The sequence below is a fragment of the Bradyrhizobium sp. CB82 genome, assembly GCF_029714405.1.
GTDB lineage: Bacteria > Pseudomonadota > Alphaproteobacteria > Rhizobiales > Xanthobacteraceae > Bradyrhizobium.
Genome location: NZ_CP121650.1, coordinates 3,300,805 through 3,315,470, shown reverse-complemented (window position 1 = coordinate 3,315,470; position 14,666 = coordinate 3,300,805). Strand labels below are relative to the sequence as shown.

Annotated in this window: 9 protein-coding genes; 2 read left to right on the top strand and 7 right to left on the bottom strand. The window is 66.4% G+C overall.

Annotated features, from left to right (window positions below; genetic code table 11):
- Window positions 1–66 precede the first annotated feature (66 nt).
- Complete coding sequence (locus QA640_RS15820) at window positions 67–534, top strand: thioesterase family protein (protein WP_283041531.1); 468 nt, start codon at window positions 67–69, stop codon at window positions 532–534.
- A 3-nt stretch (window positions 535–537) separates the two neighbouring features.
- On the opposite strand, the gene QA640_RS15815 is transcribed toward QA640_RS15820, so the two are convergent.
- Both QA640_RS15815 and QA640_RS15810 read right to left on the bottom strand, forming a co-directional pair.
- The gene (locus QA640_RS15815) at window positions 538–858 is read right to left on the bottom strand and encodes a 2Fe-2S iron-sulfur cluster-binding protein (RefSeq protein WP_283041530.1); all 321 of its coding nucleotides are present in this window, start codon (window positions 856–858) and stop codon (window positions 538–540) included.
- 119 nt (window positions 859–977) lie between these two features.
- Window positions 978–1,355, bottom strand: a complete 378-nt coding sequence (locus QA640_RS15810; protein WP_283041529.1) for an Hpt domain-containing protein — start codon at window positions 1,353–1,355, stop codon at window positions 978–980.
- Window positions 1,356–1,772: 417 nt separating this feature from the next.
- Between QA640_RS15810 and QA640_RS15805 the strand changes: the two genes are divergently transcribed.
- Entirely contained in the window at window positions 1,773–7,442 is a 5,670-nt protein-coding gene (locus QA640_RS15805) for a negative regulator of septation ring formation (protein ID WP_283041528.1), read from the top strand.
- A gap of 75 nt (window positions 7,443–7,517) precedes the next feature.
- Here the strand turns inward: QA640_RS15805 and QA640_RS15800 are convergent, their stop codons facing one another.
- The 5 genes from QA640_RS15800 to QA640_RS15780 all read right to left on the bottom strand — a co-directional run bounded on the left by QA640_RS15800 (window position 7,518) and on the right by QA640_RS15780 (window position 14,651).
- Window positions 7,518–8,165, bottom strand: coding sequence for a response regulator transcription factor (locus QA640_RS15800; RefSeq protein WP_283041527.1), 648 nt, complete (start codon window positions 8,163–8,165; stop codon window positions 7,518–7,520).
- Window positions 8,162–11,701 (bottom strand): NahK/ErcS family hybrid sensor histidine kinase/response regulator, encoded by a 3,540-nt coding sequence (locus tag QA640_RS15795; RefSeq protein ID WP_283041526.1) that lies wholly within the window; start codon window positions 11,699–11,701, stop codon window positions 8,162–8,164. The genes QA640_RS15800 and QA640_RS15795 overlap by 4 nt, the downstream gene beginning before the upstream one ends.
- A gap of 174 nt (window positions 11,702–11,875) precedes the next feature.
- Window positions 11,876–13,366 carry a sodium:solute symporter gene (locus tag QA640_RS15790; RefSeq protein ID WP_283041525.1) on the bottom strand — a complete coding sequence of 497 codons (1,491 nt, stop codon included), beginning with the start codon at window positions 13,364–13,366 and terminating at the stop codon, window positions 11,876–11,878.
- A complete protein-coding gene (locus tag QA640_RS15785; RefSeq protein ID WP_254106163.1) occupies window positions 13,356–13,493 on the bottom strand; it encodes a DUF3311 domain-containing protein in 138 nt (45 codons plus the stop codon). The genes QA640_RS15790 and QA640_RS15785 overlap by 11 nt, the downstream gene beginning before the upstream one ends.
- 273 nt (window positions 13,494–13,766) lie before the next feature.
- On the bottom strand, window positions 13,767–14,651 hold the full coding sequence (locus QA640_RS15780; RefSeq protein WP_283041524.1) for an MlaD family protein: 885 nt from the start codon (window positions 14,649–14,651) through the stop codon (window positions 13,767–13,769).
- Window positions 14,652–14,666: the final 15 nt, after the last annotated feature.

The following is a 14,666-nucleotide window of genomic DNA, read 5'->3' as shown; positions in this document are numbered from 1 at the left end:
GGCAGGCTACTTGCCGGGGCAGGATAGCTGGGCTGTAACGGCGGAGGGAATGAGGGAGATCAACCGGTGAATGTGCCAAGCCGCCTTAATTCAGAGCCGCGACTGGAGGATTTCCCCTATCGCCTCGGCGACAATGTGCGCTTCGGCGATCTCGATCCCAACCAGCACGTCAACAACGCGGTGTATGCCACCTATTTCGAGACCGGCCGCGTCACGCTGATGAAGGACCCGAAGATCGGGCTGACGCCGCCGGGGCTCGCCTGGATCATGGTCCGGCTCGACATCCATTTTCGCGCCGAGTTGCACTGGCCGGGCACGATCGAGCTCGGGCTTGGCGTAGTGAAACTGGGACGGACGTCGGTGACCTTCGAGCAGGTCGTGTTCTCCGAAGGCAGATGCGTTGCCTCCGCGATGTCGGTCGGCGTGCTCATCGAGGAGGCCTCGCGGCGGCCGACACCGCTCACCGCCGCGGTCATCGAGAAGCTCAGGCCCTGGCACAAGCGCGGCATCGAGGTCGCGCCGCCGAAGCTCTAGATTTCAGGCCTGCCGTTCCGGCGTCGACACCACGAGCCCGTCGAGTTCGTCGGACACCTTGATCTGACAGGACAGGCGCGAATTCGGGCGCACGTCGAAGCCGAAGTCCAGCATGTCCTCTTCCATGGGCGTCGGGCTGCCGACCTTCTCGCGCCAGGCTTCGTCGACATAGACGTGGCACGTCGCGCAGGCGCAGGCGCCGCCGCATTCGGCCTCGATGCCGGGGATGGCGTTGCGGATGGCGGCTTCCATCACGGTCGCGCCGTTCTCGACTTCTACCGTGCGGGTTTCGCCCTTGTGGTCGACAAAGTGGATTTTGGCCATGTGTGCTCGTGCTGACGGAGTCTTGGGAATGAGGGAGGGTCCGGGCTGTCCTATAACGGGTCGGTTGGCGCAGCGCTAGTGCACTCGCCCCGGGCGGTTTGCGGGATTTGGGGCCTGCCTCAGGCGCGGCGCAGGATCGCCTCGATCGCTTTGCGGGCCTCAGTGACTGCCTCCTTCAGCACGGCGAAGGCGCGGGTCGGGTCGTCGCCGGTCCGGATCGCGCATTCGAGCTCAGCGGCCGCATCCGCCACCGCAAAGGCGCCGATCCCGCGCGCCGAGCCTTTCAGCTTGTGCGCCAGCGCGGATGCATCTGCGGGGAGCGCCGCCATTGCGGCGATCAGCCGGCTCGACTGCTCCGCAAACATCGCGAGCACCTCGGATTCGAGCTCGGCATCCCCGAGGGTCATGCGCGCAAGATGGTCGAGATCGAGGGGATGGTCGAGCGGAGCAAGCGGCGGCGACGGCATCCAGTCCATCCGTTGCAGATCAGGCGTCATGGCGCGGGCCCCGGCATCGCTGGCAACGCGCCGGTCCGGCGGCGAAGCTTTCGCTCCCACCCAACCATGGAAATGGTTAACGGAACGTTATGCCTGTTTTGCCCAATTCCGCCGGCATCCCAATTCCGCCGGCATATTGACGAAATGTTGCCGCAATCGACCAAGTTCCGTGGAGAATTTCATTTATTGCTAAGGCCTTACGGCCCGTTCCTGTTAACGATGATTAAGATTGTCTTAATCGCGGCCATTTCATTCGCAGCGCTCTGCAAATAGGATGTTGCAGAAATTGGCGGACAAGCCGTCCGGGGTGGAAAGACGGCGATGAATCCGCGCAAGCGGCATGAACCGGTCTGTGGGCTCGCGGAACACGCGGGCCTCGCGGGGGACGTGTACAAGTAACGAGGGCTCAGACTGAACATGGCGAACACTCCCAAAAAGGTCAAAGACCCCACGGAAGTCGCGCTTTCTGCAATCCAGGAAGCCCTGAATATCAGCGACACGGCCGCGGATACCAGCCGCGCCTCCGCGGTGCACACCGAGAACGCGCCTCCGCTGCCGCCGCCGGCGCCGCCCTCCTTCGACGAGCCGACCTTCGAGGCGCGCCCGGCCGCGACCGAGCGGCCGGTGTTCGACCCGATCGAGGAGCCGCGCACGCCGCGCCGGGCCGCCAATGACGACCGCGAGACCATCGGCCAGCTCCTCCAGGCGCTGCAGAAGGGCCGCCCTGCCCGCAGCGTCTACACCTTCGCAACCGTCTTCGCCGGCATCTGGCTTGCGGCCTGCGCCGCGCTGACCGTCGGCTTCCTGCCCTCGATCCATGCTGCCATGGGCCAGAGCGGCGGCGTGCTGGTCATCGCCGGCCTCGTCGCGATGTTCTTCGCGCCCATCATGCTGTTCTACTTCCTCGCGAGCCTCGTCTGGCGCGGCCAGGAAATGCGCATGATCGCGCAGGCCATGGCGCAGGTCGCAATCCGCTTCTCCGAGCCGGAAGGCTCGACCTCCGACTCGATGGTCACCGTCGGCCAGGCCATCCGCCGCGAAGTCGCTGCGATGGGAGATGGCATCGAGCGCGCGATCGCGCGCGCCGGCGAACTGGAGACGCTGGTCGCCAACGAAGTCGCCGCCCTCGAGCGCGCCTATAGCGACAACGAAGTCCGCATTCGCGCCCTGCTCCAGGACATCGCGCATCAGCGCGACAACCTGGTCGGCCAGGCCGAGCAGGTCCGCAGCGCCATCTCCGGCGTGCAGATCGACCTGCGCCACGACATCGCGCTGATCTCGGACGCGATCGCCTCGCGCGTCGACGAGGTCGCAAAATCCATCACCGGCGCGCTGGAAGAGCGCGGCGCCCACATCACGCAGGCGCTGAGCAATGCCGGCGACAACATGATCCTGGCGCTCGGCGAGCGCGGCGGCGACCTGCTCGACCGCCTCGAGGAAGCCAGCAACGAGACCACGCGCGCGGTGCTCGACGCAAGCGAGCGGCTGACCACCAGCCTCAACTTCAAGACCGGTCACGTCCACGACGAGTTCGTCGACCTCGCCGACCGCGTCCACGAGATGCTGAACGAGCGCATCGACCGCATCATCGGCGAATTCGAGCAGCGTTCGTCCGCGATCGTCGACGGCATCTCCGAGCGTACCGAGCAGGTCCACGACTCCCTGAAGAACTCCTCCGACTCGCTCCTGCTCGAGCTCGAGCTGCGCAGCAACGACCTCTCCGCCAAAATCGACGATGCCGGCCACCGGCTCGCCGGCCAGATCATGACGAGCGGCGACAAGGCGAGCGAGGCGCTCGACGCCACCGTCAACACGCTGGTCGCCAAGGTCGTGAGCCAGACCGAGACCGCGCACGACTCGCTGTCGCTCCAGATGAGCGCGTTCGACGAGCTGGTGAAGAACCAGGGCGCCGATCTCGTGGAGAGGTTCGCCCGCGACTCCGGCACGCTGGGCGCGCTGATCACCCGCCACATCTCCGAGTTCGACCGCACGGTGAAGACCTTCGGCGGCGAGATCGTCGAGCGCATGGGCCAGCGCACGGCCGATATCGCCGAGACGCTGAAGACCTATGTCGACAATTTCGACACCCGCCTCACTTCGAACGGTGGCGAGATCACCGCGACGCTCGACCAGCGCCTGGTGCAGTTCGAAACCACGCTCGGCGAGCGCATCGCCAATCTCGACGCTTCGCTTGATAGCAAGATCACCGGTCTCGACGGCTCGCTCAACAGCAAGCTTGCCAACTTCGACGGTGTAATCGAAGGCCACATCAAGACCCTCGACGATCAGCTCGGCGGCCGCGTCGTCGCGCTGGAACAGTCGTTCGACACGCGCGCGAAGTCCGTCACCGAGACGATCGACGACCGCCTCGGCGCGCTCTCGACGTCCTTGACCGATGGTGCATCGCAGGCGATCCAGTCGATCGACTCGCGCCTCACCCACCTCACGGCGTCGCTGACCGATGGCGCGACCCAGGCGATCCAGTCGATCGACGCCCGCCTGACGCACCTGACCACGTCGCTGACGGGCGGCGCGGCGCAGGCGCTGCAGTCGATGGATACGCGCTTCACCGAGCTCACGCTCTCGCTGACCAACACGGCCGCGCAAGCGGTGCAGTCAGTCGACTCGCGGCTCACGCTGCTGACCTCGACCCTGTCTGACGGCACCGCGCAGGCGATCGAAGCTGTCGACCGCCGCATCACCGGCGTGACCGAGACGATCGACGGCCGCAGTTCGCTTCTCGCCAGCACGGTCGCCGCGCGCTTCCAGGAAATCCACCAGGCCATCGAGACCAAGGTCGGCTCGGTCGCCAACGACATCGACGTGCGCGTTGCGCAGTTCGAGGATCTGCTCGGCTCGCGGGTCGAGGCCGTGGCCGGCCGCATCGAGAGCAGCGGACGCCAGGCCAGCGACGACCTGATGTCGCGCGCGGAGATGATTTCCACTGCCATTCGTTCGCATGTCGAGGACGCCGAGCGTTCGCTGACCAACCTCGTGGTCAACACCAGCGAGACCATTCAGACCGGCGCGCGGACCGCCCAGCAGTCCCTGATGGCGGTGTCGTCGGACGTCAATGCACAGCTCAAGATGACCTCGTCCGAGGTCGAGCGCGCACTGACTGCCGTCGGCACGGGCGCTGCGAACTCGATCCTGGCCAGTGCCCGCGAGGCGCAGTCGACCCTGGTGTCGGCATCGGGCGAAGCCGCGGGCCAGATCAAGTCCCTGTCGGCCGACGTCGAACGCACCCTGTCGGCGGCGGGCTCGGCCACCGCAGCCTCGATCCTGGCCGGCGCGCGCGAGGTGCAGACGTCCCTCATCACCGCCTCCTCTGATGCGGCCAACCACGTCAAGACGCTCACGGCCGACGTGCAGCGCTCGCTGTCGATGGCCGGCACCTCGACGGCCGAGGCCATCACCGCGGGCGCACGCGACGCGCAGAACACGCTGATCGCGACCTCGACCGAGACGTCGAACCAGATCAAGGCGCTGTCCTCCGACGTGCAGCGCTCGCTCTCGATGGCCGGCACCTCGACGGCCGAGACCATCACGGCCGGCGCGCGCGAGGCCCAAAACACCCTCGTCACCGCGTCCTCGGATGCGGCGAGCCAGGTGAAGTCGCTCGCCGCCGAAGTGCAGCGCTCGCTGTCGCAGGCAGGCCAGTCGACCGCTGAGGCGATTACGACCAGCGCCCGTGACGCGCAGAGCACCCTGCTCGCGGTCTCGGCCGAGCAGACCGGCCAAGTCAAATCGCTCGCCGCCGAGATGCAGCGTTCGCTGGCCATGGCCGGCGGCGCCACCATCGAGGCGCTCACCGCCGGCGTCCGCGACGCGCAAGGAACGCTCGTCACCGCCTCCTCGGAAGCGGCGAGCCAGATCAAGTCGCTGTCGTCCGATATCGAGCGGACGCTCACCGCGGTCGGCGCCGATACCGCGGCGGCGATCCTCAACAGCGCGCGCGAGGCGCAGTCGTCGCTGACCGCGACGTCGGCGGATGCGGCAAGCCAGATCCGCGCGATCTCGACCGACATCGAGCGGGCGCTCGGCACCGCGACCTCGAACGCCACCAACGACATCCAGACCAGCGCGCTGAATGCCCAGAATGCGCTGATCACCGCCTCGAACGAGGCGAGCTCGCGGGTCAAGTCGAGCTCGGCTGACGTCGAGCGCTCGGTGCTCGCAGCCAGCGGCTCGTTCGGACAGGCCATGACGGCCAAGACCGACGAGATCGTCACCTATGTGCAGCAGCAGGCCGACCGCCTGTCGAACCTGATCGACGCCAAGCGCGGCACGCTGGTTGACGCGATCGGCTCGAAGACCAGCCAGCTCACGCTCGACATCGACCGCGTCACCTCCGAAGCGCTGAAGTCGATCGAGACGCGCGGCCAGGCGTTCTCGCAGTCGATGTCGGGCAACGGCAGCGAGGTTGCACGCATCATCAACGCGGCGAGCGAAGTCGCGACCGGTGCGGTCAACAAGTCGCTCAGGGACCTCGAGCAAGCCTCGCGCGCGGCGATCGACCAGTCGCGCCAGGTTTCGATCGCGGCGGTCACCGAGATGCAGGAGACCAGCAAGATCCTGCGCACCGACACCGTCGCCCTGTTCGAGCGCCTGCGCGAAGGCAACATCCTCCTCCAGGAGGTGCTGACCGGTGCGCACGACAACCTCAACTCGCTCGAGCGTGCGCTGGTGACCCGCGTCGCCGACTTCGTCTCGGCGATGAACGACGTCACTGCGCGCAACGGCGCGGCGACGCAGAACCTCGAAGAGCAGCTCAACGTCTTCAACACCAAGACCACGAAGGCGCTGGTCGACCTCGGCGAGCTCTCGAACCAGTTCGACGCGCACGGCAAGGCGCTTGTCGACGCCGCGGCCGTCGTCGAGCAGAGCAACAAGAACACCACCGCCTCGCTCGCCGAACGCAAGCAGGCGCTGGAATCGCTGGTCACCACGATCGACCTGCGTACCGCCGACCTCGACCAGCGGCTGTCGCGTTTCACCGGCCTGCTCGATGAATCGCTTGCCGCGGCCGAAGAGCGCGCCCGCGACATCGCGCGTGTCGTGGCGGAAACCGCCGGTGCGGGATCTGCCGCGATCACCCGCCAGTTCGAGGCGGTGCGCGCGGCTTCCGAAGAGGAGCACCGCCAGACCATCGACGCCATGCACGACATCTACCGCCAGACCACCGACGAGGCGGACACGATGTTCAAGCAGTCGGCCGAGAAGTTCGGCAACCTCGTCGCCAGTATGAAGCAGATGGCGCTCGAGATGCACAACGAGCTCGAGGCCACCCGCAACGAGCTGCGCCGCGGCGTGCTCGAGATGCCGCAGGAGGCTGCCGAGAGCACCGCGCAGATGCGCAAGGTGATCGTCGACCAGATCGAGGCGCTCGCCGAGCTCAACCGCATCGTCGCCCAGCACGGCCGTGGCCTCGACGTCACGACAGCAGGCCGCGCCAGCGTGCAGCGTCAGGAGCAGCCTGTAATGGCTGCCGCCGTCGGCGGTCGCGGCACCGAGACGCGCATGCGCGACACTGGCAGCGCGTCGACGCTGCCGCCACCCGACCTCGGCATGCCCGCCTCGCGCCGCACCGAGGCCCCGCCGGTCGCGCCCGCCGGCAACAGCGACCAGGGCCGCGACGGCTGGCTGTCGGATCTGCTGAACCGCGCCGATACCGGCCCGGCGGCTCCGACGGGCCGTGAGGCACCGCGCGGCCGTCCGCAACAGCCGCCGCCGGCCCCGCAAGGTAACGGCAATCCGCTGGAGTCGCTGTCGCTCGACATCGGCCGGCTGATGGACCGCAACCTCGCCGCCGAGATGTGGGATCGCTACCAGCGCGGCGAGAACAAGGCCTTCACCAAGCGCCTCTACACGCCCGCCGGCCAGAAGGCCTTTGACGAGGTCGCCCGCAAGTATCGCGCCGACCGCAACTTCAAGGGCACGGTCGACCGCTACATCGCGGAGTTCGAACGTCTGCTCGACGAAGTCGCCCGGGACGGCCGCGGCCCGCAGGAGCTGCGCAGCCACCTGACGTCGGAGACGGGCCTCGTCTACACCCTGCTCGCTCACTCGGCAGGACGGCTGGGCTGAGCGTCAAGGTTCGCGAATAGAGACTTGCGATTAGCGAAACGAAAACGGAGATCTCACGGCCTCCGTTTTTGCTTTTTAGCCCGGCTGTCCGAACGACAACCGCTCGGCCAGCACAGCTGCCTGGGTGCGCGAGCCGACCCCGAGCTTGCGCAGGATGGTCGAGACATGGCCCTTCACAGTCTGCTCGGCAATCTCGAGCTCACCTGCGATCTGCTTGTTGAGCTTGCCCTCGACGATCATCGCCAGAATCCGCAACTGCTGGGCCGATAGCGAAGCCATCCGCGCGGCAAGCTCGACATCGGCGCTCTGGATCGAGCCGCGGCCGCCGACATTGGGCGGCATCCAGATCTCGCCGGCGAGGATTCTTGTGATCGCCTCCGCCATCTCCGGCAGGCGCAGCGATTTCGGGATGTAGCCGGAGGCGCCATAAGCGATGGCGCGGCGGATCGTGGCCGCATCCTGCCGCGCCGAGATGATCGCAACCGGCACCGTCGGGAACTGCGCTGACAGGATGAACAGCGCGGCAAATCCCTGAATACCCGGCATCGTCAAATCCCAGAGGATCAAGTCGATCTCCTCGGACTGGGCCGACAACACGCCGAGCGCCTCGTCGAGCGACTGGCACGCGATGATGTCGAGATCAGGCAGCACGCTCGACAGCCCGCTGCGTAGCGCGGCCTGCACAAGCGGATGATCGTCGCCGATAAGGATGCGCGTGGTCATGCCGAGGAAGATCCCTGTTGGGTCGCGAACTGCCGGCTCAACACCTCGCCGCCGAGGAAACGCCGCAGCGCGGCGGGCTTCACCGGCTTCGGGAGGAGTTCGCAGCCTCGCGCCCTCGCCTCCTTGCGCACTGCCTCGCTGCGATCCCCGGTGACGACCAGCGCGCGGAAGTCGAGACCCGCCTTCTGCCTGAGATCGTCAAGAAAGTCCAAGCCGCTGCCGGGTTGATCGAGATGGTAGTCGAGCAGCACGACATCCGGCCTGCAATTCGTCGCGGCAGCCATCGCTCGGTCGGCGTCATCAGCGACGACGACGCGATGGCCCCAGCCGGTCAGCAGCGCCCTGAGACCGTCGAGAATGGTCGCATCGTTATCGAGACACAGGATAGTCAGCGATCGCTCCGTCCCGGGCTGCGGCACATCCGCATGCTTGCCCTGAAGCGGCATTCCGGGCCCTTGCACAAGCGGCACCGTGACGGCGAAGCACGAGCCACGTCCCGGACGCGAGCGAACGTCGATCGCATGGCCCAACAGGCGGGAGATGCGATCGACGATTGCGAGCCCAAGCCCCAGCCCCTTCTCCGATCCGGGCGCGAGCCGCTGGAACTCCTCAAAGATCCGCCTCCGGTCCTCCGGGGCAATCCCGACGCCGGTATCCCAAACCTCGATGCGCAGATCATCACCGCGCCGCCGGCAGCCCAAGAGAATGCGTCCTTTCGGCGTATAGCGCAGCGCATTCGACAGCAGGTTCTGCAGGATCCGCCGCAACAGATGCGGATCGCTGCGCACGGTAAGCTTGCAATCGACGACGCGCAGCGCGAGCCCGCGTTCGCGCGCCATCGCCGAGAACTCCACATTGAGCTGCACCAAGAGATCGGCGATCGGAAACTCCGCCGGCTCGGCGCGAACGGCACCGGAATCATAGGAGGAGATGTCGAGCAACGTATCGAGCACGTGCTCGGTGGAACGCAACGCGGTGATCGCGCTGCCGGCGAGGACGCGTTCCTTGTCGCCTGTGCCGGATTGCAGGCTCTCGTCGAGCGCCGACAGGAACAGCCGGGCCGCATTCAGCGGCTGCAACAGGTCGTGGCTCGCGGCCGCGAGGAAGCGCGTCTTGCCGAGATTGGCCTGCTCGGCCTCCGCCTTCGCCTGTTCGAGCGCCTCGGTCCGTTCGCGGACACGCAGTTCGAGATCCTCATTGGCGCGGCGCAGGGCTTCGGCGGCGCGGTGACGCTCGGTAACATCCGTATAGGTCGAGACATAACCGCCCTCGGCGATGCGATCGTAGACGATCTCGAGCACGGTGCCGTCGGGCCGCGTGCGCTCATAGAGATAGGGCCAGGTCTGCCTCGCGACATCGCGATTGACCAGGAGCGCGGCGAATTCGGAGGCGGCATATTCGCCGCGGTCGACGTTGAAGCCGATCAGATCAGCCAGCGGCAGGCCGACGCGCACGAGATCCGGCGGCAGGTCCAGGAGCTGGATGAAACGGCCGTTCCACGCCGTGATGTTGAAGTCGGCATCGAAGGCGCAGATGCCCTGCGGCACACTCTCCAGTGTGCTCTGCAACAGGCTGCGGTTGAAGCGCAAGGCCTCCGAAGCCTCGTCCAGCATTGCCATCGCAGCGCGTCGCGACAGCGAGTGCCCCTCCAGCGAAGCGGCGATCACCACACGCGCGGAGGCCGCGCCGATCGCGCCGGCAAGCAGGTTTTCGGTGAAGCGGATCGAGTCGAGGTCGACGAGGCCCGATGGATCGAGGCGCGGTCCGCGGCCCGATCCGCGCGCCGCGACATAGCCGTCGAAGGCTGCCGCGCCGCGCTCGGCACCGACGAAGCGCACCGCAAGCGCGCGAAGATCATCGAGGCGGACAACCACGCGCGAGGATAGTTTTGGAATGGACTCGCGGACCACACCATTGGCAAACGCCGCCGCCTGGTTGCGCTCGACGGTCGATTGCCGTCCGAGCGCAGAGAACAGCAGGAAGCAAACGAGGTTGGCCCCGAGGCTCCAGAGCGTGGCGTGCGAGATCGGATCGAGCCCCTCGAGGCCGAACAGCGCATTGGGCCTCAGCGTAGCGATCTGCCACGGTCCATGGCGAACGATCTCCTCGACCGCGGGCCAAAGCGGCGCGGCCGATGGAAGCAGCAGCGTATAGGCCCAGATGCAAAATCCGACCGCGATCCCGATCGACGCGCCGGCCTTGTTGGCGCGTGGCCAGAACAGGCCGCCGACGAAGGCCGGGCCGAATTGCGCGACCGCGACAAACGACAGAAGTCCGATCACGGTCAGCGGATAGGCCTGATTGACCAGGCGATGCATCAGATAGGCGAGCAGGAGGATGCCGAGGATCGAGAGCCGGCGCACCGCCACCAGCACGGACGCGACCGGCCGGCTCTGCGCGCGCAAGCCAAAGAACCGCGAGCGCAGCAAGAGCGGCATGATGACATCGTTGCACAGCATGGTGCTGAGCGCGACGGAGGTCATGATCACCATGCCGGTGGCGGCCGAAAGCCCGCCGAGGAAAGCGATCAGGCTGACGATCGTGGCGCCCGCCGCGATCGGCAGCGAGATGACGTAGGTGTCGGGGTCCATCATGGCGCCGAACCTCGTGAGTCCGGCGGCTGCGATCGGCAGGATCAGCAGGCTGAACAGCACGAGGTAGGCCGGATAGAGCCACGCCGCCGTGCGCGTATGGCTCGGCGCCTCGTTCTCGACGACCGCGACATGAAACGCCTGCGGCAGGCACAGGAAGGCGATCGCAGAGATGATGATCGTCGAGGGCCAGACCGGCTGCGTGGGATCGAACATCAGGATCGTCGAAAGCTGCGGCTCCGACTGAAATTGCGACAGCAGCCCGGCCGGCCCACCGGACAGTCCGAACAGCACGAACAGCGCGACGATCAGGAACGCGACCAGCTTGACGACGCTTTCGAAGGCGATCGCGAGCATCAAGCCGCGATGGTGCTCGCTGGCGTGGACATGCCGGACGCCGAAGACGATCGCGAACAGCGCCATCGATGCTGCGACCCCGAACGCCGAGTCCTGCCAGAATCGCAACGCCTCGCCGCCGGCCCGCTCCGGCTGGAGCAGCAGATAGTCAAAGCTCTTGCCGACGGCCTTGAGCTGAAGTGCGATATAGGGGAGCACGCCCAGCAGAGACGCGAGCGTCACGAAGGCCGCAAGCGCCTGACTCTTTCCGTAGCGCGCCGCGATGAAGTCCGAGATCGAGGTAACGTTCTGCGCCTTGGCGATGCCGATCACCTTGGTGAGCAGCCTTTGGCCGAACAGCAGCACCAGCGTGGGGCCGACATAGATGGTGACGAAGTCCAGTCCCGTCGTCGCGGCACGACCGACCGAGCCGTAGAAGCTCCATGAGGTGTTGTAGACCGCAAGCGTCAGGCAATAGCTGATCGCCGCGGCCCAGGACTTTGGCGAAACCAGCGGCCCACCTGCGCTCCGCCGATCGCCCCACCAGGCAATCAGGAACAGCGTGGTCACATAGCCGGCTGCGACCGTGAGAACGAACCACGCCTGCAAGGAATCCTCACTCGAGACCGTCTGATCCGCCCGCGACAAGCGGGTCTGGAGAGCGGGCGGATACTAGAGCGTTTTCAATCGCATGAAAGGCAATTTCATTCCCGGAGAATACCGGCCGGCCGCGCCGGAGGATCGGCGGCCGGACGACCGGCCGCCGCAGATCGGAGGGGGTTATCAGGCAGCTTCCCGGGACAGCCGCGCCTGCGGCAGGCCCTTGAGCACGAGGTTCACCACAACCGCGACCACGATGTTGAGGGCGAGTGCCAGAAGCCCGGTATAGATCGCGACCGTGCCGGCGCCGAAGTCGATGCCGTGCAGCGGCTTCAGCCCGTCCGACCAGGCGAGCCACGATCCGCCGGCAAGGCCGACGGCCCAGCCGGTCAGGAGCGCCGTGCTCGAGAACCAGTTCAGATAGAGCCCGAAGATCAGCGCCGGCAGCGTCTGGAGGATCCAGAGGCCGCCGAGCAGTTGCAGGTCGAGCGCGAACTGCGTCGGCATCAGGAGGATGGCCAGCAGCGCCCCGACCTTCACCAGCATGGAGGTGATCTTGGCGACCTTCGCCTCACCCGCCGGCGTCACCTTCGGATCGACCCACACCTTCCAGAAGTTGCGGGTGAACAGGTTGGCCGCACCGATGCTCATGACGGCCGCCGGCACCAGCGCGCCGATCGCGATGGCGGCGAAGGCGAAGCCCGCGAACCAGCTCGGAAACAGCGTCTTGAACAGCGCCGGCACGACGTCGTTGTTGCTCGCAAGCTTGAGGCCCGCCGCATGGCCCATATAGCCGAGCAGCGCAAGCAGGCCGAGCAGCAGCGTGTAGGCCGGAAGCAGCATCGCATTCTTGCGAATGGTGTTGCCGCCTGATGACGCGAAGATGCCGGTCAGCGTGTGCGGGTACATGAAGGCGGCGAGCGCCGAGCCCAGCGCCAGCGAGGCATAGGGCACGATCTGCGCCGGCGACAACAGGACGCCGCCCGAGCCCTTTGCCGCAAATGCCGCGTCAGCCGCGGTGAAGATCGCGCCGTAGCCGCCAAGCTTCGACGGCACGATCGCGATCGCGGCGATCACCACGATGTAGATCATGATGTCCTTGACGAAGGCGATCAGCGCCGGCGCGCGCAAGCCCGACGAATAGGTGTAGAGCGCGAGCACCAGGAAGGCGAGCACGAGCGGCACCTCGCCGTGCAGGCCCAGCGCCTTGATCGCAACCTCCATGCCGATGAGCTGAAGCGCGATGTAGGGCATCGTCGCGAGCACGCCCGTTGCCGCAACGGCAAGCTCGAGTCCGCGCGACCCGTAAGCACCGCGCACCACGTCGCCCGCGGTGACGTAACCGCGATCCTTGGCGACCTTCCACAATACCGGCATCACCGCAAAGACGAAGGGATAGACGATGATGGTATAGGGCAGCGCGAAGAAGCCGTAGGCGCCGACCGCGTAGACCAGCGCCGGAACGGCGATCACGGTGTAGGCGGTGTAGAAATCGCCGCCGACCAGGAACCAGGTGATCCAGGTCCCGAACTTGCGGCCGCCGAGGCCCCACTCGTCGAGATGGGCGAGCGTCTCGGGCTTGCGCCAGCGCGAGGCGACGAAGCCCATGCCGGTGACGAGGATGAACAGTGCGAGGAAGACGGCGAACGCCGCGCTATCGACATCAGTCAACATGGCGCACGCTCCTGTAGACGATGAAAGTGAGGAGCGAGGTCAGCGGCACCCAGGCGAGCTGGTACCAATAGAAGAACGGGAAGCCGAACAGATAGGGCTCCCGGATATTGTAGAACGGCACGATCATCAGGCCGATGAACGGCAACAGCAGCAACAGGCGTATCACGCTCTCTCCTCCCCTGTGAGTGAAACGACGCGCTTTGCTCGAGCGCGACTTGAGCGCGATATAGCCGACAACGCGCCCCGACCCCTCCCCCTACCTTGGCGCCGGCCGCCCCCCATACTTTCGTATCGCCAAGTGATCTTCACCACGTGTCGGGAATGCACGCGCGCGCCAGCGTGGCTTGCGCGGCGCAGACAGCTGTGACGCGATTGGTGTTGGGTTGGCGGAGAGCGGCCGCTATTGCCGCTTGCGCTCGTTCGCAGCTGCAGGCTTCGGCGGCTCGGCCGGCGGCGGGGCCGGTTGCGCGCTGCTGCCGTTGCTGGCGCCGAACAACACGCGGGTCGGGTTGCGATCGAAATTGTTCACGGCGCGGCTGATGTCGCCGAGGGTGCGGCGGCCGTCGGACATTAGCGCCCCGGAGCGCTTGTCGAAATCATCGGCGAGTTCGCGGATCGACTTTACGGCCTGGAAAAGCTCGCCGCCGTCCTTGCCGCCGGCCAGCGTGTTGAGGCCGAGCATCAGGTTGTCGGCCTTGAGCATGACGCCGTCGACCTTGGCCATGACCGCATCGATGCGCTCGGAGTTGCGCGCGAGCGAGGTAGTGAACGTCTCGAGATTTTTCAGCGAGTTCTTCACCGATTCCTGGTTGTCGGCGACGAGCTTGTTGATGTTCAGGAGCGTGCCGCGGATCGCTTCCGTAACGTCCTGGAGCTTGTTGGGATCGGCGGTGAGGGTCGGGATGCCGTCCTCGTCCAGCGACGGCGGAGGGGCCGCCTCTTCGCCGCCCTTCAGCGAGATCGCGGCGACGCCGGTCAGGCCCTGGAATTCGAGGCCGACCAGGGTGTCCTTACGGATCGGGGCATTGTTCTCGACCATGGCGAGCGCGACAACCCGACGCGGGTTGTCCAGCTTCACCGAGACCACCTCACCCACCCTGATACCGTTGAAATTGACGCTGCCGCCGTTGCGCAGGCCCGCCGCCGGGCCCTCGAACACGACGCGCAGCGGGCTGCGCTGCTTGGTGGTGTGCAGCGACTGGAACCACAGCACGAAGCCGATCGCCGCGGCAATCACCGCCAGCGTGAACGACCCGATCAGCACGTAATTCGCCCGCGTTTCCATGAGGTGCTCCGGATA

What these genes read in the sequence shown, in the direction of transcription:
- QA640_RS15785 (WP_254106163.1), bottom strand. Translation starts at nt 13,493, where the DNA reads ATGATCGTGCCGTTCTACAATATCCGGGAGCCCTATCTGTTCGGCTTC.
- QA640_RS15790 (WP_283041525.1), bottom strand. Translation starts at nt 13,366, where the DNA reads ATGTTGACTGATGTCGATAGCGCGGCGTTCGCCGTCTTCCTCGCACTG.
- QA640_RS15780 (WP_283041524.1), bottom strand. Translation starts at nt 14,651, where the DNA reads ATGGAAACGCGGGCGAATTACGTGCTGATCGGGTCGTTCACGCTGGCG.
- QA640_RS15800 (WP_283041527.1), bottom strand. Translation starts at nt 8,165, where the DNA reads ATGACCACGCGCATCCTTATCGGCGACGATCATCCGCTTGTGCAGGCC.
- QA640_RS15810 (WP_283041529.1), bottom strand. Translation starts at nt 1,355, where the DNA reads ATGACGCCTGATCTGCAACGGATGGACTGGATGCCGTCGCCGCCGCTT.
- QA640_RS15815 (WP_283041530.1), bottom strand. Translation starts at nt 858, where the DNA reads ATGGCCAAAATCCACTTTGTCGACCACAAGGGCGAAACCCGCACGGTA.
- QA640_RS15805 (WP_283041528.1), top strand. Translation starts at nt 1,773, where the DNA reads ATGGCGAACACTCCCAAAAAGGTCAAAGACCCCACGGAAGTCGCGCTT.